This is a genomic window from Spirulina major PCC 6313 (assembly GCF_001890765.1).
Lineage (GTDB): Bacteria > Cyanobacteriota > Cyanobacteriia > Cyanobacteriales > Spirulinaceae > Spirulina > Spirulina major.
In genome coordinates this window covers 4,387,087-4,406,288 of sequence record NZ_KV878783.1, presented here as the reverse complement: position 1 = coordinate 4,406,288, position 19,202 = coordinate 4,387,087, and the positions used below count along the sequence as shown (strand labels likewise).

General features: G+C 54.5%; 15 protein-coding genes, 3 tRNA genes and 1 pseudogene. 9 read left to right on the top strand and 10 right to left on the bottom strand.

Translation table 11 applies throughout. The features are described 5' to 3' along the window. Positions 1 to 51: 51 nt before the first annotated feature. The 4 genes from SPI6313_RS19575 (at position 52) to SPI6313_RS19560 (ending at position 2,202) form a co-directional block, all read left to right on the top strand. Positions 52 to 1,170 carry a hemolysin family protein gene (locus SPI6313_RS19575; RefSeq protein ID WP_425443107.1) on the top strand — a complete coding sequence of 373 codons (1,119 nt, stop codon included), beginning with the start codon at positions 52 to 54 and terminating at the stop codon, positions 1,168 to 1,170. Positions 1,171 to 1,221: 51 nt separating this feature from the next. Next, positions 1,222 to 1,306, top strand: a tRNA-Tyr gene (locus SPI6313_RS19570). 9 nt (positions 1,307 to 1,315) lie between these two features. After that, positions 1,316 to 1,387 (top strand) — tRNA-Thr (locus tag SPI6313_RS19565). 152 nt (positions 1,388 to 1,539) lie between these two features. Further along, on the top strand, positions 1,540 to 2,202 hold the full coding sequence (locus SPI6313_RS19560) for a hypothetical protein (protein ID WP_072622504.1): 663 nt from the start codon (positions 1,540 to 1,542) through the stop codon (positions 2,200 to 2,202). Positions 2,203 to 2,225: 23 nt separating this feature from the next. On the opposite strand, the gene ispF is transcribed toward SPI6313_RS19560, so the two are convergent. Then, entirely contained in the window at positions 2,226 to 2,711 is a 486-nt protein-coding gene (ispF, locus tag SPI6313_RS19555; RefSeq protein WP_072622503.1) for a 2-C-methyl-D-erythritol 2,4-cyclodiphosphate synthase, read from the bottom strand. 103 nt (positions 2,712 to 2,814) lie between these two features. On the opposite strand from ispF, the gene SPI6313_RS19550 reads away from it, so the two are divergent. Beyond that, positions 2,815 to 3,378 (top strand): hypothetical protein, encoded by a 564-nt coding sequence (locus SPI6313_RS19550; RefSeq protein WP_072622502.1) that lies wholly within the window; start codon positions 2,815 to 2,817, stop codon positions 3,376 to 3,378. Between the two features lie 60 nt (positions 3,379 to 3,438). On the opposite strand, the gene SPI6313_RS19545 is transcribed toward SPI6313_RS19550, so the two are convergent. Together SPI6313_RS19545 and SPI6313_RS19540 are read right to left on the bottom strand one after the other, a co-directional pair. After that, positions 3,439 to 3,512 (bottom strand) — tRNA-Met (locus tag SPI6313_RS19545). A 92-nt stretch (positions 3,513 to 3,604) separates the two neighbouring features. After that, a complete protein-coding gene (locus SPI6313_RS19540) occupies positions 3,605 to 4,540 on the bottom strand; it encodes an AAA family ATPase (protein ID WP_072622501.1) in 936 nt (311 codons plus the stop codon). A gap of 222 nt (positions 4,541 to 4,762) precedes the next feature. Here SPI6313_RS19540 and SPI6313_RS19535 point away from each other — a divergent pair, with 222 nt between their 5' ends. Together SPI6313_RS19535 and SPI6313_RS19530 are read left to right on the top strand one after the other, a co-directional pair. Next, the gene (locus tag SPI6313_RS19535) at positions 4,763 to 5,467 is read left to right on the top strand and encodes a pentapeptide repeat-containing protein (RefSeq protein WP_072622500.1); all 705 of its coding nucleotides are present in this window, start codon (positions 4,763 to 4,765) and stop codon (positions 5,465 to 5,467) included. A gap of 151 nt (positions 5,468 to 5,618) precedes the next feature. Beyond that, positions 5,619 to 6,572: a S1C family serine protease gene (locus SPI6313_RS19530; RefSeq protein ID WP_084669121.1), complete on the top strand. Its 954-nt coding sequence runs from the start codon at positions 5,619 to 5,621 to the stop codon at positions 6,570 to 6,572. Between the two features lie 110 nt (positions 6,573 to 6,682). On the opposite strand, the gene SPI6313_RS19525 is transcribed toward SPI6313_RS19530, so the two are convergent. The 4 genes and pseudogenes from SPI6313_RS19525 to gshA all read right to left on the bottom strand — a co-directional run bounded on the left by SPI6313_RS19525 (position 6,683) and on the right by gshA (position 11,754). Next, positions 6,683 to 7,063: a hypothetical protein gene (locus SPI6313_RS19525; RefSeq protein WP_072622499.1), complete on the bottom strand. Its 381-nt coding sequence runs from the start codon at positions 7,061 to 7,063 to the stop codon at positions 6,683 to 6,685. A gap of 468 nt (positions 7,064 to 7,531) precedes the next feature. Beyond that, a pseudogene (locus SPI6313_RS25435) lies at positions 7,532 to 7,942 on the bottom strand (M23 family metallopeptidase); the annotation flags it as partial. A 2,053-nt stretch (positions 7,943 to 9,995) separates the two neighbouring features. Next, complete coding sequence (locus SPI6313_RS19515; RefSeq protein WP_072622497.1) at positions 9,996 to 10,457, bottom strand: tRNA (cytidine(34)-2'-O)-methyltransferase; 462 nt, start codon at positions 10,455 to 10,457, stop codon at positions 9,996 to 9,998. A gap of 157 nt (positions 10,458 to 10,614) precedes the next feature. After that, positions 10,615 to 11,754 (bottom strand): glutamate--cysteine ligase, encoded by a 1,140-nt coding sequence (gene gshA, locus SPI6313_RS19510; RefSeq protein ID WP_072622496.1) that lies wholly within the window; start codon positions 11,752 to 11,754, stop codon positions 10,615 to 10,617. 278 nt (positions 11,755 to 12,032) lie between these two features. Here gshA and SPI6313_RS19505 point away from each other — a divergent pair, with 278 nt between their 5' ends. Then, positions 12,033 to 13,811 carry an alpha/beta hydrolase gene (locus SPI6313_RS19505; protein ID WP_072623242.1) on the top strand — a complete coding sequence of 593 codons (1,779 nt, stop codon included), beginning with the start codon at positions 12,033 to 12,035 and terminating at the stop codon, positions 13,809 to 13,811. A gap of 215 nt (positions 13,812 to 14,026) precedes the next feature. Here SPI6313_RS19505 and cbiQ read toward each other — a convergent pair whose 3' ends face one another. Together cbiQ and thrB are read right to left on the bottom strand one after the other, a co-directional pair. Continuing rightward, positions 14,027 to 14,785 (bottom strand): cobalt ECF transporter T component CbiQ, encoded by a 759-nt coding sequence (gene cbiQ, locus SPI6313_RS19500; RefSeq protein WP_072622495.1) that lies wholly within the window; start codon positions 14,783 to 14,785, stop codon positions 14,027 to 14,029. 126 nt (positions 14,786 to 14,911) lie between these two features. Beyond that, a complete protein-coding gene (gene thrB / locus SPI6313_RS19495; RefSeq protein ID WP_072622494.1) occupies positions 14,912 to 15,817 on the bottom strand; it encodes a homoserine kinase in 906 nt (301 codons plus the stop codon). Between the two features lie 398 nt (positions 15,818 to 16,215). Between thrB and SPI6313_RS19490 the strand changes: the two genes are divergently transcribed. After that, entirely contained in the window at positions 16,216 to 18,450 is a 2,235-nt protein-coding gene (locus SPI6313_RS19490) for a PAS domain-containing protein (RefSeq protein ID WP_084669118.1), read from the top strand. Here the strand turns inward: SPI6313_RS19490 and SPI6313_RS19485 are convergent. Next, positions 18,447 to 19,172: an ABC transporter ATP-binding protein gene (locus SPI6313_RS19485; protein WP_072622492.1), complete on the bottom strand. Its 726-nt coding sequence runs from the start codon at positions 19,170 to 19,172 to the stop codon at positions 18,447 to 18,449. The two genes, SPI6313_RS19490 and SPI6313_RS19485, sit on opposite strands and share 4 nt — an antisense overlap. Between the last annotated feature and the right edge of the window lie 30 nt (positions 19,173 to 19,202).

Genomic DNA, 19,202 nt, shown 5'->3' with positions numbered 1-19,202 from the left:
ACCTACATCCACCCTCCCCCCTTGCTGTTCTTCGTTCTTCCTCAACCCCCCTTGTTATCCTCCTTCCCCGCTTTGATTGCCGTCGCAGAAGCCCAACCCCTCCTCGGTTCCGTGTGGCTCGATCTCACCGTCATCGTTTTGATGCTCACCCTCTCAGCCTTTTTCTCCGGCTCAGAAACCGCAATCACCGCCCTCGATGACCTCAAACTCCGCGGCCTAATCAAACACCAAGGCGACCCCAACGGTATGTTTCGCCTTGTCCTCACCAAACGGCCGCGCTTCATCACCACCCTCCTCCTCGGCAACAACCTCGTCAACATCTTCTCCACCGTCCTCACCAGCAACCTGTTTGTCCTCTGGCTAGGGAACGCTGGCCTCGGTATCGCCACTGCCGTCCTTACAATCTTGGTGCTAGTCTTTGGCGAAATCACCCCCAAATCCGTTGCCATTCTCAACTCCCTCGCCGTCTTTCAACTCGCTGTCCGCCCCATCTATTGGCTCTCCCGACTCTTCTCAGCCCTGGGGTTGATTTTTATTTTTGAATCCATCACCCAGCGCATCATCCGCCTCTTCCAGGGCAAAGCCTCAAAATCCTCCCAGGACAGCGAAAGCCTCACCGACCTGCAACTGATGATCGAAATCCTCAGCGGCAAAGGTAAGCTCGACTTCTACCGCCATGACCTGATTAGTCGCGCCCTAATGTTAGATCAAGTCATGGCGAAAGATGTGGTCAAGCCCCGCATTGAAATGCAGACCATTTCCCGCGAGGCCACCGTCGCCGAACTCGTCGATCTTTGTTTAAAAACCGGGTATTCTCGGATTCCGGTGCAGGAAGAATCCAAAGATCAGATTGTCGGGATTGTGCATTTAAAACAAGCTCTGCAACGCCTGCGTGGCCTCCCCAATGGCCAAATCCCCCAAGCCGATATCAAGCTCAGTGACATCATCGATCCACCGGTTTACGTGCCGGAAACCCAACGAATTGCTAGCCTCCTCAAAGAAATGCTGAAGCAACGCTGGCATCTGGTGATCGTGGTGGATGAGTATGGTGGCACGGTGGGCTTGATTACCCTGGAGGATATTTTGGAAGAGTTGGTAGGTGAAATCTATGATGAGAGCGACTTTCCCCGCCCTAAACCGCCCCTACTGCGATCCAATTTAGTCAATTAGCTTGCCTTTTGTGAATCACTCCGCTACGATTAATAATCGTGGAAATCAAAGGGGTCGATGCCCGAGTGGTTAATGGGGGCGGACTGTAAATCCGCTGGCTACGCCTACGTTGGTTCAAATCCAACTCGGCCCACCACCTTTTCCCGCCCGTGTGGCTCAGTGGTAGAGCACACCCTTGGTAAGGGTGAGGTCACGAGTTCAATCCTCGTCACGGGCTTTTATGTTGTGTAACCCAATGTGGGGTAAAGCTCAACGATTAGACTGCGGTTAAAGTGATGACTAGAGCACAATTCCGGGTTAATGATAGCATAGGCTAAATTAAACACCCCGAACGGGGGTTTTGGTTAACCCCTTTCGCTTTTTGTGATCATGAATACGCAAGCGTTTTTACTTTCGCTGTTGCTGATCGGTAGCGTGATGCCAACAGCTTTGGCTCAAACTCCCTCCGATCCTCCCCAAGCAGAAGCAGCGCAATCTACACCAGATTCTGCACCGGAGACATCTACTGCGGAAACGACCGCTGCGGTTAATCCGGCAGACCCAAATTGCCGCCAGACGAATCGCACCGTTGATATTTTTGCTAAGCCTTCTGTGGGGGCGGATAGCAGTACTCTGGGCATTTTGGAGCCAGAGGCGCGGGTGACGATCGCATCCGCAGGGGCGAATGGCTGGGTTCCCATTACAGCGCCCCTCGCGGGATTTGTGATTGCTCGTCATCTCAAACCCTGTACAGCGGTGAGCACATCACCCGCAGAACCGGCTCGGCCCGTGTTTACGCAACATCCGACCCTTGTGGATTTAACACCGGGCAGTTGTCGGCGGGCGGCGTTGGGGTTGGTGGTGCGTCCGCGGCCTGAGGTGGGTGCTGAACCGTTTGCGGGTCGTCTCTTAGAGGGGATGCGGGCGACGCTGACGGGCGAAAGCCAAATGGATGATGAGGCTCGGCTCTGGCTGAAGATTTCGGCTCCCTATGCGGGTTGGATTTCCGGTGGTCAAGAAGGGGGGACGAATCTAGAATTTTGCAGTCCTTAAGGCCGCTACGATTAACTGAACCATTACGAGTCTGAGGCGAACAGGAGCACGACGGCGTAGGTGGCGATGCCTTGTTCTTGGCCGACGGCATCGAGTGTTTCGTTGGTGGTGGCTTTGATGCTGATTTGGTCGCGATCGAGGTGGAGGACTTGGGCGAGGCGATCGCGCATTGTCCCCAGATGGGGTTTTAATTTGGGGCGTTCAGCGATCACCACGGCATCGAGGTTGCCGATCTGCCAGCCCCGTTGCTGAATTTCGTGGTGAACCTGGGCGAGGAGTTTGAGGCTGTCGGCTCCGGCCCATTGGGGGTCGGTGGGGGGGAAAAAATGGCCGATATCGCCCAGGGCTAAGGCTCCGAGCAGGGCATCCATGATCGCATGGGTCAGCACGTCGGCATCGCTATGGCCGACGAGTCCTAGGTGATGATCAAGCTTCACACCGCCGAGGATTAGATCGCGATCGCGCCCCAATTGGTGAATGTCGTAACCGTTGCCAATGCGAATCTTCATAGCCCTGATCCGGTGCTGTCTGCCTATGATAAACCTCTTTGATTATCCCTTAGATTGGGACAGAGCTATGCTATGACGGAGGGGTTGATCATCAGAAATTGCCATGGAAATCAACAGTTTTAGCCTCACGATTCAACCCGGCAAAGAAACGCCCAACGGCTATGTGGAACTGCCCCACAACACGCCCTACACCCTGCATCTGCGCAACGAACATCGCCAACGCTGCGATGCCAAGGTGATGATCGATGGTAAACCGGTGGGCACGTGGCGGATTCCGGCGGTGAGTTTGATCACGTTGGAACGGCCGGTGAATGATACCGGACGTTTTACGTTCTATGCGATCGCGACTCCCGAAGCTCAGCAGGCCGGGTTAGCCGCCCATGATCCGAATCTGGGCGTGGTGCAAGTGGTGTTTACCCCGGAACTGCCTGCACCCCCGCCGCCTGCATCCGCCCCCTTTAGTGCGGGGTATCTTGCCGGGTCAAGTCGTCGCGCGGGCGGTACGGGACTCTCTGGGCAAAGCGATCAGCAATTCGGCGTTGCGGCTCCAATTCAGCAGGATCTCAGTCAACAGACGACGATTAGCCTCCGGTTAATTGCAACCCCCCAAGCCCAGCCCCGACCGCTGCGCCCCCTGTCCAATCCGGTGCCGCCGCCGATCGCTTAAAGGGCGATGAACCCAACGATAAAAAAGCACCTCTGGGGGGAGGTGCTTGGGGGTGAATAATGGCTCAAGGCAGATTTGAACTGCCGACCTTGGGCTTATGAGTCCCCTGCTCTAACCAACTGAGCTACTGAGCCGTTTTGCGGTCACGGTTTGTAATCTTAGCACAGGATTTGCCGTCAGTGGCCGTTCAGGGGCTTTTTTTTTAAGATTGGGGCGGGGGGTGAGGTTAGCGGGGCACGGTGACGGTTTGGAGGAGGGAGGCGATCGCTTGCTCTAGGGTGATGCCGTTAAGAAGAGCATCGGGGGTGAGGATGAGACGATGGCGCAGCAGGGGCGGCGCGATCGCCTTCACATCATCGGGGGTCACATAGTCCCGCTCGGCGAGCCAGGCGGTAGCTTGACTCGCCCGCAACCACGCCACCGCCGCCCGTGGCGATGCCCCCAGGGCCACATCGGCCATCTGGCGCGATCGCGTCACCAACGCCAATAAATAATCCACCACCGCTTCCGTGACCTTCACCCGCGCCACCGCCGCCTGTGCCGCGAGGATCGTCTCCACCGTTAGCTCCGATGTCGCAGCGGTTACGGAAGCATCGTTCTGGAGATTAAGCAACATTTGCTTTTCAAATTCCGGCGCAGGATAGGACACCACCACTTTGAAGAGGAAGCGATCGAGTTGGGCTTCTGGGAGGGGATAAGTACCCTCAAATTCCAGGGGATTTTGCGTCGCAATCACCCAAAACAAGGGCGAGAGGGGCAGGGTCTCACCGTCGAGGGTAACTTGACGTTCCGCCATGGCTTCGAGGAGAGCGGCTTGGGTTTTGGGCGGGGTGCGATTAATTTCATCAGCGAGGAGAATTTCGGTAAAAACGGGCCCCGCTTTCAGGGTAAACGTCCGGCTATTGAGGTCAAAAATATGCGTGCCAATGAGATCAGCGGGCAAAACATCCGGGGTCAGTTGAGCGCGACGAAATTGGGCATGAATGGCCTGGGAAAGTTCTTTCACCAGCAGGGTTTTGGCGGTTCCGGGAACGCCTTCTAAAATCACATGACCTCCACAAAGGAGGGCAATCAGTAATTGTTCAATTGTGGCCTGTTGCCCGACGATGATGCGGGACAGGGTGGCTTTAAGCTGGTGGAAGCGATCGGGGGTGATGGCCATAGGGCTAACGACAGAAGGATAAAAGCAAGATCAAACCGGCTCTTGGTAAGGATGTTGACCGTTTTGGAGGTCTGAAGCCTCTGGGCTGTTGCGATACCAAACGTTCACGATGAACACAAAAAACAAAAATACCCTCAAATTCCGGGATTTTGTTTAATATTTTAAAGAGGTGATCGAGGATCACACTATGCTGAGGGATTAATGGCGTTGCCTGGTGAACTAATGACTTATTCGTTAAATCACTACTATCAAGTTTTGGGTTTGGAGCCGGGAGCTTCTCTGGAAGACATTAATCAAGCCTATAAAGATTTAGCCTTTATTTGGCATCCAGACCGCTTGCCTCAGGATAACCCCCGTTTGATCGAAAAAGCGGCGGCCCGCCTGAAAGAGATTAACCATGCGCGGGATATGTTGCGATCGCAAGCCCCCACCGCAGCCGTCCCGGTGTCGCAATCGAGTCCCCCCTCACGGCCACCGTCAACGCCGCGATCGCGCCCCCACAATCCCCCACGCCCCTCCAACCCCTACCGCACCCGCCACTCCTATCGCCGCCCCGATATGCACGATATGCAAGGGGCCGACCTCCGAGGGGCAAACCTGCGCGAACGGGATTTATCAGGACGGAACCTCAAAAACGCGAATTTGACGGGGGCAAACCTGCGCGATGGGTTTCTCCATGGCATTGATTTAGAAGGGGCGAACCTCCGTCAGGCGGATCTCTTTCGCGCCAATTTACTCCGGGCCAATCTCCGCAATGCCAACCTCGAAGGAGCCAACTTAGTCGGGGCGGATTTCAGTGGCGCTGACCTCAGTGGGGCGAATTTGAAAGGGGCCTTAGTGGGAGGAAGTGGCGATCGCTGGTTAGTGAAATTAACCGGAGCGATTCTCACCGGGGCAATCCTCCCGGATGGCCGCCAATGTGCGTGAAGGGGAAACAGGGTCAGCCATTACACCATCTGAACCGATTGCACCCAACTTTATCTACACTGAAGGCACGAGCCTGATGCAGATCCACTCAGCCCTGCAAACTTTCAGTCTCTTTGCGTATTCGTTTTAGTCGGCATTGGGGTTAAGAATTATGAGAATTAAACCGGGTTATTGGGTTGCCTGTGCGCTCTCGATCGCTGCCACTGCCTCATCGCCTGCCATTCCTGCGGTCTTCGCGTTTAACCCAGATGAGCAAACCCGCATCGATCTGTATGAAGCGGCAAGCCCAGCGGTGGTGACGTTGGATATTGGCCGAGGCGCAGGATCGGGCAGTATTATCGACCCGACGGGTTTAGTCTTAACCAATGATCATGTGATTCAAGGGGCGAATCGGGGCCGCGTTGTGGTGATCACCGCAGCAGGCGATCGCTACCCGGCCCAAGTGATTGCCGTCGATCGCACCAATGATCTCGCCCTCGTCCAAATTCTCAGCACCCGCCGCTTCCCCGCCATTCCCCTCGCCTCCCGGCAAGATGTCCGCGTCGGCCAGCAGGTCTATGCGATCGGCAGTCCCTTCGGATTATCCGGCACACTCACCACCGGCATTCTGAGCCGCATCGCCCCCAACGGTGACTTACAAACCGACGCGGCGATCAACCCCGGTAATTCTGGCGGGCCCTTACTCAACTCCAACGGCGAGTTAATCGGGGTCAATAAAGCCATCATCACCCCCAATCGCGGTAATGTGGGCATCGGCTTCGCCACCCATCTCCAAGCCGTGGAGCAACTCATCGCCCGCAGCCGTGACCAAATCGCCACCGCCCGCAATCTCGCCCAACAGCCAGCCCCTCCCCCGCCATCCCCTACAGCGAGCCAAATTCGCCTCGGTGTGGCCATGACCCCCGACTTGATTATTCAAGGGGTGGAGCGGGGATCGATCGCGGCGCAGTCGGGTTTACGTCCGGGCGATCGCATTCTCGCCATCAACCGCCGCCGCATCCGCTCCGTTGACGATATTCTGACGTTTCTCTCCTCCGGGCCCGATGCTGCTCTGTTTACCATTGCCCGCGATCGCCGCCTCGCCAACATTCCGATTCGCTTCTAATCCCACGCATCCCTGCGCGTTCCTATCATGATCTCCCCAGACAAAAGCAGCTCAACGAATTTGAGCTGCTTTCGATCTTGCTCCCAGCAAGGTTAAAACATGAGTGAGGGTTAAGAATGAACGAGGTCACAGGTTAACGGGCAAGCGGCGTAGACCGGTTGAGTCTGTTCCGTCGTATTCCCGTGGAGCCAATGGAGCCAACGCACTTCGTCAGGATGGACTCCTTTAGCAGTTAAGATCGCCGCCCCCAAGAAAATTCCCAGTACATGAAACCCTGTGACCGTTCCCACCACAACCAACACTGCACTCATCGGCAGCAAAGATTGTAGGACGATCGCAGCCAACGCCGTCACCGTTGCCACCAAAACCAGCATGGGAAAGCCAACCACCAACAAACAGACCGCCAGCGTAAAGCTCCACAGCAAGAAGCTTTTCGTGTGAGTCAAAGAATCGTGATGCCAAAGGGATTGATTATGTTGAATGCTTACCATGTTTTGTGACCTCTTGAAGTTCTCTAGGTAACAGTTAATTATTAACTTTTTAAAATCTTGCCTGTTAATAGGTAATTATAATGAAGCCACAGGAAATATGAGATTTTAGTAATCTAAGTTCACGGTGGAGCCAAATTTGTAATATTTGTTCATCAAAAAAAGCCTGGCTCAATCGCTCAAATCCTGATGAAACGGTGATTTTTGGTCTTTGTTGCGATCGCTCTTTTGTAACAGAAGATTACAAGCACACCCGCACGACGTTGCCTCAGCCCCCCAAAAATTGGGGTTATGTCACTCTTTGATCACACTCAATCTAGATCGAGCATGGTGCGATCGAGGCTTTAATCCCTAATCGAGTCACAGCGATCGGATGGGTCTCGCAGTATTCCCACAAAAACAGAGCCAAGACTTCAGTCTTGGCTCTGTTTTGTTAATTGAGTTGATGGTCTAACCTAACTCTGGTGAAGCCTAGCGGCTAGGGAGGAAGGCCATGGGGTTCGTGGCACCACTACCGGACGGGTGGATTTCAAAGTGCAGGTGAGGCCCGGTGCTGAAGCCGGTGCTACCCATCAGCGCCACCTGTTGACCTTGTTCAACGCGATCGCCTTTACGCACCAACAGCTTACTGTTGTGGGCGTAACGGGTCATGCTGCCATCGGGATGACGGATTTCCACCAAGTTACCGTAACCCCCAGAGTTCCAACCTGCCACAGTCACTTCTCCAGAAGCGGCTGCATGGATCGGAGTTCCCGTCGGAGCGGCAATGTCAATCCCACGATGCATCCGACCCCAGCGAGGGCCATAACCAGAAGTCAACACACCACGAGCGGGCCAAATATAGCCGTTAAACTCTTGCGGCCGGTCAGGCAGGTATTGATCACGCTCCTGTAAGGGCGGAATTTGCGGCTCAACACTCTGACCAGCGGGCAACTGTAGTAAGCGGTTGTAGCCACGCCCCGAAGTGGGTGCAGCCGCAACGAGATCCGGTTGTTGGCTGGTTTGAGGGGCGGCTTCCGGTTGAGGTGCGATCACTTCAGGGCGGCTGGGTTTGCGCAGTTGTTGTTGACGCTGCCATTCCGGAGATGCCGGTTGTGCTTGGGGTTCTAGCGGAGTAACGCTAGGAGCAGATGCCGCTTGGGTCGTGGTCGGGGTTTGACGCTCCCGTTGGGCGCGGTATTCTTCGCGCATTTGCATCACTTCCTCTTTGAGGCGGCTGATGCGGTCATCGGGGGTCGGGTCGTTGAGTTGGGTCGCGAGGGTCGTGGTGTTTTGGGTGACCAACTCAGGAGCCGCAGCCGGGGCGATAGGGGCTGAAGCAATGGGGGTTGAAGCGATCGCATCTGCTGTATCGGTGGGAGATGCTGCGCCCGGAATAATCAATTTTTGGGCGACTTGGAGGGTGCGAGGATCAGCAATGTTGTTACTCGCGAGAATATCATTCGGGGTGACATTGTACTGAGCCGCAATTTCCGCAACGGTTTCACCAGACCGAACTGCGTGAATGGTTTGGCCAGGGTCTGCGCTGGCAATGATTTGGGGTTCTGTCTCAGCAATGACAGCGGGAGTTTTCGGGTTGGAGTCTTTTTCGACGGCTTCGATCGCAGTCAGCTCGTAGTCATCTTCGGCGATGTCAGCGACGGCCACTTCCATCGGTTCAGCTACAGCGGCAACAACGGGGTTCGCAGCGGTATTAGCAGCGGGAATCACCAACGTCTGGCCGATGGATAACACGGTATCTTCGGGGAGATTGTTGGATGCTGCGATCGCATCAGCGGGAACGTTGTAGGACAGAGAGAGATCCCAGAGGGTATCGCCGTCCTGAATACGGTGTTGAATGAGTGACGTTGATTGCTCCAATGGAGACATATCAACTTGACCCGCATCAGAGCGATTAAATGCAGGTTCAGCCGCAATAGCCTCATCCCCTTGGCTGGCAATCAGCACACCAGCTGTTGCACCCATGGAGATTGCAGCAAGTCCTAGCATGGCACTAGCACGGCGAGCCGTATCACTAGAATTCACTTTCTTGGGGGTTTGTACTTTCTTTTCCAACATTTCTGGTGAGCGAATGGAACTGGGAGGAACAGATTGGACGTTTTGTGTGAGTGAGCGTTTCAAAAACGACCTCCTGGACAGTAAAGAATGACTCTTGGTGAAACAGTAAGCGATGCACTGCTTTAGAGAGAAACCTCACTGAGTGTGAGCGTGACAACAATCACAAACGTTGTGTGATGTGTGTGATGTGTTGACGTAGGTAAGGTTACTCTGCTTTTCCAAATTAGACAAGTCAAACCTTGAAAATATTGATTTGAAAATGCGCTAACTGTAGATACGTTCTTGAGTTGAGAGCATTGACCCGGACAGTCATTCAAACCAGTTGAAGTGTAATCTAAGCGAACTTTGCGACTACGACAAGGCCATCCTCTCTGGGGCGCGGCGGGGTTAGCACACAACTATTGCGGTGAACGAATCCCCTGACGAAAGACTGGAATCCTTTCCCCTCATAGCTTTTCGGTCCTATTTTTTCGGACTGGCATCAGGATTTTAGGCTGCTGACGGATCAAACCCCTTAGCTCAAGAGGTGATAGAAATTTCTTATCAAATTGTTAAAACTTGGTAGCTTACAGCACTAAAGTCAGCTATGAGTCTAGATTTCTTATCGTAATTATACGGAGACTTGCGAACACTAAGAAGGGGTCTATCGTTCCCCAATGACTGGAAAGGGTGAGGATGCACTCAATTGCCGGCCATCTATCGAGGACAGCGAGATTAATCCGAAGAAAACCATTCAGCATCAGGACTCTTCGGGGTTGAGGTTGGCGGCCAATCGTCCTCACCTGGCTCTGAAATCTGCAATGCGGAACCACTGAAAATGATGGGGTCTGGTGTAAGGGGAAACAGCACTTTATCGCGATGCAGTGATAAAAGAGGGCTATGGCAGGAGTCCCACCTGACGACGGGCTTCAAAGAGTCCGATCGCCACGCTCACCGACAGATTCAAGCTGCGCACCCCTGGTTCTGCCATAGGAATGTAGACAGTGGCGGGACAGGCGGCAAGGACGGCCTTGGGCAATCCTTGGGTTTCACAGCCAAAGAGGAGCCAGTCATCGGCTTGGAATTGGAAGTCAGTATGGCTACAGGTTCCGGAGACACTAAAGCCGATACAGCGGCCGCCGCGCTGGGCTTGTACATGATAAAACGATTCAATATCTGGATGGCAATGCAGTTTAACGTAGGGCCAATAGTCTAATCCGGCTCGCTTTAGGTAGCGATCGCTTAACTCAAACCCCAAGGGTTCAATCAAGTGTAGCTCTGTTTTTGTGGCGGCACAGGTGCGGGCAATATTGCCGGTGTTGGGGGGGATTTCGGGATGGACTAAAACAACATGAGGCATGGCTAGGATACTGTATCGCTGTGAATGGATGAAAGAATCGGCTCCGGGGCAATCGATTCGTTTTCCTGATAGCACCCGTGTACAGGGGATTGATTAGTTTTTGTGAAGTATTGTTGCATTAATGATTAATCCGGCTCAATGCCTGATCGCATCGGGATTACACAGCCATTTCGACGCAGAGTTTTTCCTGTAATTCCAGTTCAGCTTGGGCCATGGCGGCGATCGCGCCTTGCATAATCTGTTGGGGAGACTGTCCCTGCTCATACTGGGCTAACCAGCGCTGGGCCTCGTTTCCCTGGCTGAGAATCTTCCGCAAGGGGGAGAGGAAGCAGCTAAAACTCCGCTGCTTGGCGGTGGGCCACAGGGTCTCATAAATTTGGTCGATCCAGTCAGCAGCGGTGAGCGATCGCCCATCTTGCCAATGGCAGAGGGTGGCGGCGAGGCTATGTTTCGCAGCGGCCTGTTCATTGGCGACGGTGAGGGCGAGGAGTTCATCGGGGGTGAACTGGCTTTGGGTGAGGGGATCGAGACGCTCATCGGTGAGGAGTTGGGTCAGGCGGGCTTCAAGGAAGGCGACGATCGCGAGCAAGGCAATCGGGTTGCTGACGAGATCACAGATGCGCAATTCAAGACGATTGAGATTGTAGGGGCGGTGATCGCCATTGGGACGCACGGAAACCCAGAGGTGGCGGACATTCTGCATGGTGCCGAGGCGCAATTGCTCCTCTGTCCAGTGGACGAAGTCGGCATGGCTCGTAAACAGGGGCACATGGTCGGGGGTTTGGGGAAAAACGGCCCAGCGGGTGGAATGGAAGCCCGTCGGTTGGCCGTCGAGGAAAGGCGATGAGGCACTCAGGGCCAGATACAGCGGCGCTTCAAGGCGAATGAGGCGATAGGCACGCATCAGGAGGTCAGGGTCATCAATGCCGATATTGATATGGACGCTGGCGGTGACGACGGTGGTGTGATAGGTCTGCTCGATGTAGGCGTGGTAGGGGTTGTTAGGGTCGGAGCGAAAGAATTGGCGGGTGTCACCGAGGGAGAGGGTGCTACCGGGGTGGAGGGTATAGTCGCCGTGCTGGGGGAGGTAGTGGCGCAGTTGTTGGCGGGGACGGACGAGGGCGCAGAGAAGGCGATCATAACCACTAAACGGGGCTGTGGTGTATTCCACGTTGCGGCTATCGGGTTCGCGCACAAATCCGGATAGGTCATGGACAATATGATCGGACAGGCCGACGATGGTGCCGTCGGGATGTCCGGTGTAGAGTTCGATTTCACAGCCTTTGGAAAGCAGCACAGTTGATCCGTCCTTGGGTGAATAATGGCAATTGAGTTCATTCTCAATTGTAGGGGGTCAGATCCCCCCTCTTGGGTTTCCGGTGGATGGAGATGAGGGGCGATCGCACTCCCCCGGCCCGGATGCTTTTCATCAGGATCACCGTCTAAAATGAAGTGGCTTTGCTCACGAATCCCCCGTATGACGGGAGAGGGTAATTGGAACTTATTCGGTATAACGGGGCTCAACAGCCTTAATCTCAGTCCACCTTGCCTTGTTTGTTTATTCCATCAGACGTTGTGCGTGTGTTTTCTCTTGATTTCCGCCTCACTCTCGCCGCTTTCGGGCTCACGCTCTGGAGCAGTTTGGCTCCCCTCAGCGCGAAAGCCACCGAACGCCTCACCTTAAAAGTGGGCCCGTTTGACCAAACCATTGCCCTCGATGAACTGAAGCACTTTACCGACACCGGGGAACTGTCCCCCACACTGCAACGGTTTGCGCCCTTGCTGACACCGGAACTGCGATCGCTCCTCAACCAAACCTTCGCCATCGATCGCAACATCGCCGATCGCTTCCTCGCTGACCTCCTCAACACCCGCGATGGGCAAATCCTGCTCGAACAGTTGCAAGCAGCCATCCCCCACAGCACCACCGCCGATCTCCAAACCGCCCTCTACCTCACCCTCGACAACGCTGAACGGATTACCCCCCTCACCCTCCTTTCCCACTACCCCCAGGCGGAACTCGTGATTGACCTCCCCACCACTGCCCGCCTCGCCCTCCAACTCAAACGCGCCGCAATCCAAAGCCAATTTCTCACCCCGATCATGGCGCGAAAATTGGCTGCCCCACCCCTACGCGGCCAAAGCCCCCATCCTAGTTTTGACCCGACTCAACCGGGCCCCCATGCCGTGCGACAGCGATCGCTCGTCTTAAACGATGACACCCGCCAGCGACAAATTAAAGTCGATCTGTACTACAGCGCCCAGCCGCGTGGCCCGTTGATTGTCCTATCCCACGGTTTCGCAGCGGATCGGCGCTTTATGGCCTATTTAGCGAATCATCTCGCGTCCTATGGGTTTAGCGTTGCATCCTTGGAGCATCCGGGGAGCAATATTGATCTGCTCGCGGAAATTTCGCTCAATCGTAAACCGGCCGAGGTGCTCTCGGCTCAGGAATTGGTGAATCGGCCCTTGGATGTGCAGTTCCTGTTGGATGAGTTAGAAACCCTCAATGAAAACTGGCCTTATATAAAGGATAAGTTCAACACAACTGAGGTGGTGGTGGTGGGTCATTCGTCGGGGGGATATACTGCGATCGCCCTTGCCGGGGGTGAGCTTGATCTCCTCGCCTTACGGAAGTTTTGCCAAGAGAGCAGCCCCATTGGTCGTGCTCCGGCGGATTGGCTGCAATGTTCGGCTGCACCCCTGCCCGATCGCACCTTGAATTTCCGCGATCGCCGCGTGGTGCAGGTGGTGGCCCTCAATCCGGTGACGGGTCATCTTTTTGGGGAGGACGGCTTAAGTCGGGTGGATGTGCCGACGCTGATTCTGAGTAATAGCCGCGATGCCGTCGCCCCGCCGCTGGATCATCAACTCCAAGCCTTTGAACAATTAAAGGTGTCCAAATATTTCGTGACGATCTTGGGGGCAACCCACATGAGCATCACCGACGAGAGCAACAGCGGCAGTACGATGGCCCAAAGTACGCTGGTGCAGGAGGTGATGGGGGCGGAGGCGGAACCGGTGCGGAATTTGATGCGCGGCGTGATTTTAGCGTTTGTGGAACAACGCACGGAGAACGCGATGATCTACCGTCCGTTTCTGACTCCTTACTATGTCCAGTCCCAATCCACGCCCCAACTGACGATGCGACTCGCAACAGAATTACCGCCAGAATTATCCCGCTGGGTGCAGGTGCTGACCGTGCCGACCCTGGTGCCGGATGCGTCGCGATCGCTCCTCGCTGCCCTCAATGAACGCTGGATCGCCCTGCAACATCGCCTCAATCCACCCCAGTCCTGTCGGGGTCAGTTGGATCGGATTTTTACGGATTTATTGAGTCAAAAACCAGTGTAGGGGTCAGTCAGCCCAGACCAGGCGGACTCAGGCCCTGATCCCCGCTCAGAACTGCGATCGCTTTAACCCTTTTTTTGCAAAAACTTAAGGGTGGGGGGTGACACCCCTCACTAAACAATCTATAGTAATAACTGTAGATGCACCCTGATGATTGGGGGAGTCACCGAGGTGACTCTCTTTTTTTTTGTCTGCGGTGCGAAATCCGGCTCATGGGGTCAACCGAACCAGACAAAGGCGATCGCGATCGCGCCCATCCCTCCCATCGCCAGCCAACTGCGCCGATCAATCCCCCGCCAGCCCAGCGATTTACCCTGCCACTGTTGGCCGTACCCCCGGAGGAGCATCGCCACGTAAACCCGCGTCGCCCGGTCATAACTGCGGACGAGCAAACTGCCCGCCAATTGGGCCCAATGGCGCAGGCTGCGGATCGAAAGGCGATCGCCTTGAAAGCCCCGTAAGCGCATCGCCTGCTGCATTGTGCGGCGGGTGTTGTTGAACTCTTGGAGATAGCGATAGGTGAGCAACGCCATATCCACTAAGAGAGAGGGAATGCCCAGCGATCGCATCGCCCGCAACGTTTTCGTTAACGGTGTCGTTCCGAACAGCACCACACTCAACGTCACAATCGAGAAAAACCGCACCCCCACCCGCACCACCATCCAACAGCCCTCCGCCGTCAACCGCAACGCCCCCCACTGCCACAGCACCGTTTCCCCCCCCGCAAAGGGCACCAAAATCACCACCATCACCATAAACGCCCCCGGATAGCGCAGTTGGTTCAGACCAAAGGCCCAGGGCAACCGCGACAGGCCATAGAGACCCACCGTCACCAGCACCATCCACGGCAGCACCGTCAATTGCTGCACCGTCCCAAAGGCAAAAATCAATGCCAACAGACCCACCAACTTCGCTCGCGGCTCCCAGCGGTGGAGGGGAGACGTTAAATAGGCATAGCGATCAATTGTAAAGCTCACAAGCTAGGCAGGTCTGAGAAACTACAGTTTCTAGCTTGCCGCACGGAAGGAGCAGGCGGGCTAAATTTAACGGCGTGCTTGGATTTGAGATTCAGTGTGATGGGAGCTAGATCAGCGTGATGGGAGTTAGATCAGCGATCGCGCCCCCGCCGTATCCATCGACAAAATATGAATTTGCGGCTCAATCCCCAACCCCCGCCAAGTCGATTCCATACTCGTCGCCACCGCATTGGCCTCGTCTGCATGGGTCATCGCCAACACCGTCGGCCCTGCTCCACTAATCACCATGCCGTAGGCTCCCGCCGCCAACGCTGCCGCGTGAACCGCCTCGTAGCCCTTAATTAAGGTTTGGCGATAGGGTTGGTGAATTGAATCCTGCAAACCCACCCGCAGCCAGTCTTCGCAGCCCGTTTCCAACCCCCGCAACAGCAAGCCAAACCGGGCAATATTTGAAATCGCATCCTGACGGCTCACCTCCGACGGCAACACCGATCGCGCCACTTCCGTCGAGAGCGTAAAATTCGGAATCGCCACCACGGGAATGAGCGACGGATGCCAGGAAATACTGCCAATGTGCCAATCCTCGCCATCCTTCGCGGCCAGGTGACACCCGCCTAACAAAGCCGGTACAACATTGTCGGGATGGCCTTCAATTTGGGTTGCTAAATTAATCAGCGCGGTGGTGTCTAAGGGGTGTCCCGCCAAATCATTGGCACCCATCAGCCCGCCGACGATCGCGGTCGCCGAACTGCCCAAGCCCCGCGCCAACGGAATCCCCATCTTGATCTCCAGATGAATCGGCGGCGGCATTTGGCCAAGCTCCGCATAAAGATAGCAAAACGATTGATACACCAAATTATCAGTTCCCTGGCTTACCAACTCTTGCCCCTCTCCCCGAACATCAATCTGAAGCGCGTCAGCCGGAGTAAATTCAAAGCGATTGTAAAGCGTGAGAGCCGCACCAATGCAGTCAAACCCTGGGCCAAGATTGGCCGTTGTTGCCGGAACCGTTATTTTTACCACAACATCAATCCCTTAACCGTCAAGCATTTAAGCATAGTGGACAGGAGCGAAGCCTGTCTAGGGCGGGTGATGTTTTTCCCTGAGCAAATGAACCCCAGGGATGTAGCATAATTCGTGACTCATTTCACAACTTTTTCACATTTGTACATTACTGTTCAGATAGACAACACTCTACTAAACCGACAGGGCTAAAAAAGGGAATTAAAAAAACATCTCGTATAGGGTGAGCACTGCCCACCGGATAGGGGTTTCATGGATGACAAGATGATCACTAATTAAGACGTGTTGCAGCAGTGCGTTAATTTCTTCACGGCCTGTCACTGTGACATTTCAGGCAGATCACACCTCAGGGCCTCAATACTATTTTTCGGATTATCCTGTTCCTTCTTTAATTTTGGGAAGTTGCCATGGTTGCTTATTTCTCGCGTGATGAGCATATGCGTCAAGCTGATGAACTTCAGCATCTCCAGCGCCGTTTACATTTTGAAATCCAACGTCGCCAACAGGCCGAGGCACAACTTCTAACATCGCAGCAAACGATTGAAGACATTAGCACCCACTGGATTACGCCCTCGTTTTGGCAGAGTGTGTTTGATGCATCACCGCTGGGGTTGTTTGCGGTCGATGTGACACCAGAACAGGATTTTGTGATGGCGGCGGTGAATCCTGTGATTGAAACTTGGACGGGACGCAGTGCAGTGGAAATCTGTGGGCAGACACCGGAGGCAGCGTTTGGCCCGGAGATGGGGGCTGAGATTCGAGCCAATTATCAACGATGCCTAGATTGTGGAGCGGCGATCGCCTACGAAGAATTTGTGCCGTTTCAGAAGGAAGAGACTTGGTCTCAGACGACGCTCACTCCGTTGCGCAACCCCCAGGGGGAGATCTATCGCTTGGTGGGGAATGCGTTGGATATTACGGAGCGAAAGCAGGGGGATTTGGCGCGTCAGCGGTTGGTGGGGATTTTAGAGGCATCGCCGATCTGTGTGTTTATGACGGATGTACAGGGGTATTGTGTCTATACGAACGATCGCTGGCAAGCGATCGCCGGTCTCAGTGCTGATGAAGCGTTGGGGTTGGGCTGGGCGGGGGCGCTCCATCCGGAGGATCGCGATCGCGCCTTTCAACTTTGGCATGAAGCCGCCCAAAACCAGAGTGCATTCCGCACCGAATGCCGGTTTCAGCGTCCGGATGGGTCGGTGTCGTGGGTGATTAGCCAAGCGGTTCCCCTCCCGAATCAGGATGGCTATGTGGGCACAATTACGGATATTAGCGATCGCAAAGCCGCTGAGGAGCAACTGCAACAGCAAACCAATATTTTGCAATCGATCCTCGACAACATGAGCGAAGGGGTGGTGGTCAGTGATGCCGACGGCAAATTTTTGGTCTTCAATCCTGCCGCAGCGGCCATGTTTGGCAATGGCCCCACGGAGACGAATCACGAGGCATGGTCTGAACAATATGGCCTCTTTCATGGAGATCAAGTCACGCCCTTAGCCCCAGAGGAAATTCCCCTCGTTCGGAGCTTGCAAGGGGAAGCGGTGGATGAATTTGAAATTTTTGTCCGCCATGCTACGGCTCCGGAGGGCCTGTGGACGAGTGTGAATGGGCGGCCCTTGTTGGATGAAATCGGCAACGTCCAAGGGGGATTAGTGGTCTGTCGGGATATTAGCGATCGCAAAAAAGACGAAGCCTTACTCCATCAAAAAACAAAAACCCTCCGCGACACGATCAAAACCCTCAAACAGACCCAAAGCCAACTCGTACAAACGGAAAAAATGTCCAGCTTGGGTCAATTAGTAGCTGGAGTTGCCCATGAAATCAACAATCCGGTGAACTTCATCTACGGGAACCTAATTCATATTGATGAATACGTCCAGGACTTAACCACAGTGGTTACCACCTATCAGGAACATTACCCCAATCCTGCGCCTGATTTAGCGGAGTTAATCGAAGAGAAAGAGGTGAATTTTCTTCTCGAAGACTTGCCGAGCCTGATCGATTCGATGAAGGTGGGATCGCAGCGCATTCGTGAAATCGTCAATTCTTTGCGCAGTTTCTCGCGTTTGGATGAAGCCGACTATAAAGATGTGAATCTCCATGAGGGGATTGATAGCACCTTGATGATTTTGCAAAATCGTCTCAAGGCAACACCGAAGCATCCGGAAATTATCATCAAAAAACACTATGGTGATCTACCCTTGATCGAATGTTATTCAGGGCAATTGAATCAGGTGTTTATGAATATTTTGGTGAATGCCCTTGATGCGCTTGAAGAACGCAATCAAGCTCGAAGCTATCAAGACATCAAAGCAGATCCCAATCAGATCACGATCGCCACAAAACTTGTACAACAGGGAGATGAGCAACAGGTTGAAATCACATTTCAAGATAATGCCTTAGGGATTCCTAAAGAGATTCAATCCAAAATCTTTGATCCCTTTTTTACCACCAAAGCGATCGGCCAAGGCACGGGGTTAGGGATGTCGATTAGCTATCAAATCATCACGGAAAAACATCACGGATCGATTCGTTGTCAATCCAAACCCGGTGAAGGCACGACGTTTATCATCACCATTCCAGTCCAGCAGCATTCAGCGGCACAACCGTCTGCCGACCAGGCGAGTCGCCCCGCGTCTTAATGGGACTGCACCACGCGCCCGTCTTTCATCCAGATCGTGCGGTGGGCGTGTTGGGCGACATCGGCTTCGTGGGTGACGGTGATGATCGTGATGCCGCTGGCGTTGAGTTCGGCGAAAAGATCGAGGACTTCTTGGGTGGTGTGGGAGTCGAGGGCTCCGGTGGGTTCGTCGGCGAGGAGGATCACGGGTTCGTTGACGATCGCACGGGCGATCGCGACGCGCTGCTGTTGACCGCCGGAGAGTTGGTTGGGTTTGTTGGTGAGGCGATTGGCGAGGCCGACACGGGTGAGGGCGGCGACGGCGCGATCGCGCCGCTCCGTGACGGGAACACCCGCATAGATCATCGGTAGCATCACGTTTTCGACGGCGTTGGCGTGGGGCAGGAGGTGGAACTGTTGGAAGACAAAGCCAATTTTCCGGTTACGCACATCGGCCAAGTCTGCATCACCGAGGGTTGCCACGTTAATCCCGTCGAGTTCATAAATCCCGTCAGTGGGGCGATCGAGACAGCCGATCATGTTCATCAGGGTTGATTTACCAGACCCCGATGGCCCCATAATCGCGCAGTAGTCATGGACATTCACCACAAATTCCACCCCATCGAGGGCGCGAACTTCAGCGTTACCGCTGCCGTAAACTTTCGTAATGCCCGCCATCCGCACGGCTACAGGCGTTTTGGTGAGTTGAGGGGAAACGTCGGAGGGATGAATCAGTTTAGACATGAAAAGAACGATCGACAATGGGGATAGTTC

Excerpts from the sequence above, each read along its gene's own strand:
- SPI6313_RS19560 (WP_072622504.1), top strand. The coding sequence starts at position 1,540 with ATGAATACGCAAGCGTTTTTACTTTCGCTGTTGCTGATCGGTAGCGTG.
- ispF (WP_072622503.1), bottom strand. The coding sequence starts at position 2,711 with ATGAAGATTCGCATTGGCAACGGTTACGACATTCACCAATTGGGGCGC.
- SPI6313_RS19550 (WP_072622502.1), top strand. The coding sequence starts at position 2,815 with ATGGAAATCAACAGTTTTAGCCTCACGATTCAACCCGGCAAAGAAACG.
- SPI6313_RS19540 (WP_072622501.1), bottom strand. The coding sequence starts at position 4,540 with ATGGCCATCACCCCCGATCGCTTCCACCAGCTTAAAGCCACCCTGTCC.
- SPI6313_RS19535 (WP_072622500.1), top strand. The coding sequence starts at position 4,763 with ATGACTTATTCGTTAAATCACTACTATCAAGTTTTGGGTTTGGAGCCG.
- SPI6313_RS19530 (WP_084669121.1), top strand. The coding sequence starts at position 5,619 with ATGAGAATTAAACCGGGTTATTGGGTTGCCTGTGCGCTCTCGATCGCT.
- SPI6313_RS19525 (WP_072622499.1), bottom strand. The coding sequence starts at position 7,063 with ATGGTAAGCATTCAACATAATCAATCCCTTTGGCATCACGATTCTTTG.
- SPI6313_RS19515 (WP_072622497.1), bottom strand. The coding sequence starts at position 10,457 with ATGCCTCATGTTGTTTTAGTCCATCCCGAAATCCCCCCCAACACCGGC.
- SPI6313_RS19490 (WP_084669118.1), top strand. The coding sequence starts at position 16,216 with ATGGTTGCTTATTTCTCGCGTGATGAGCATATGCGTCAAGCTGATGAA.
- SPI6313_RS19485 (WP_072622492.1), bottom strand. The coding sequence starts at position 19,172 with ATGTCTAAACTGATTCATCCCTCCGACGTTTCCCCTCAACTCACCAAA.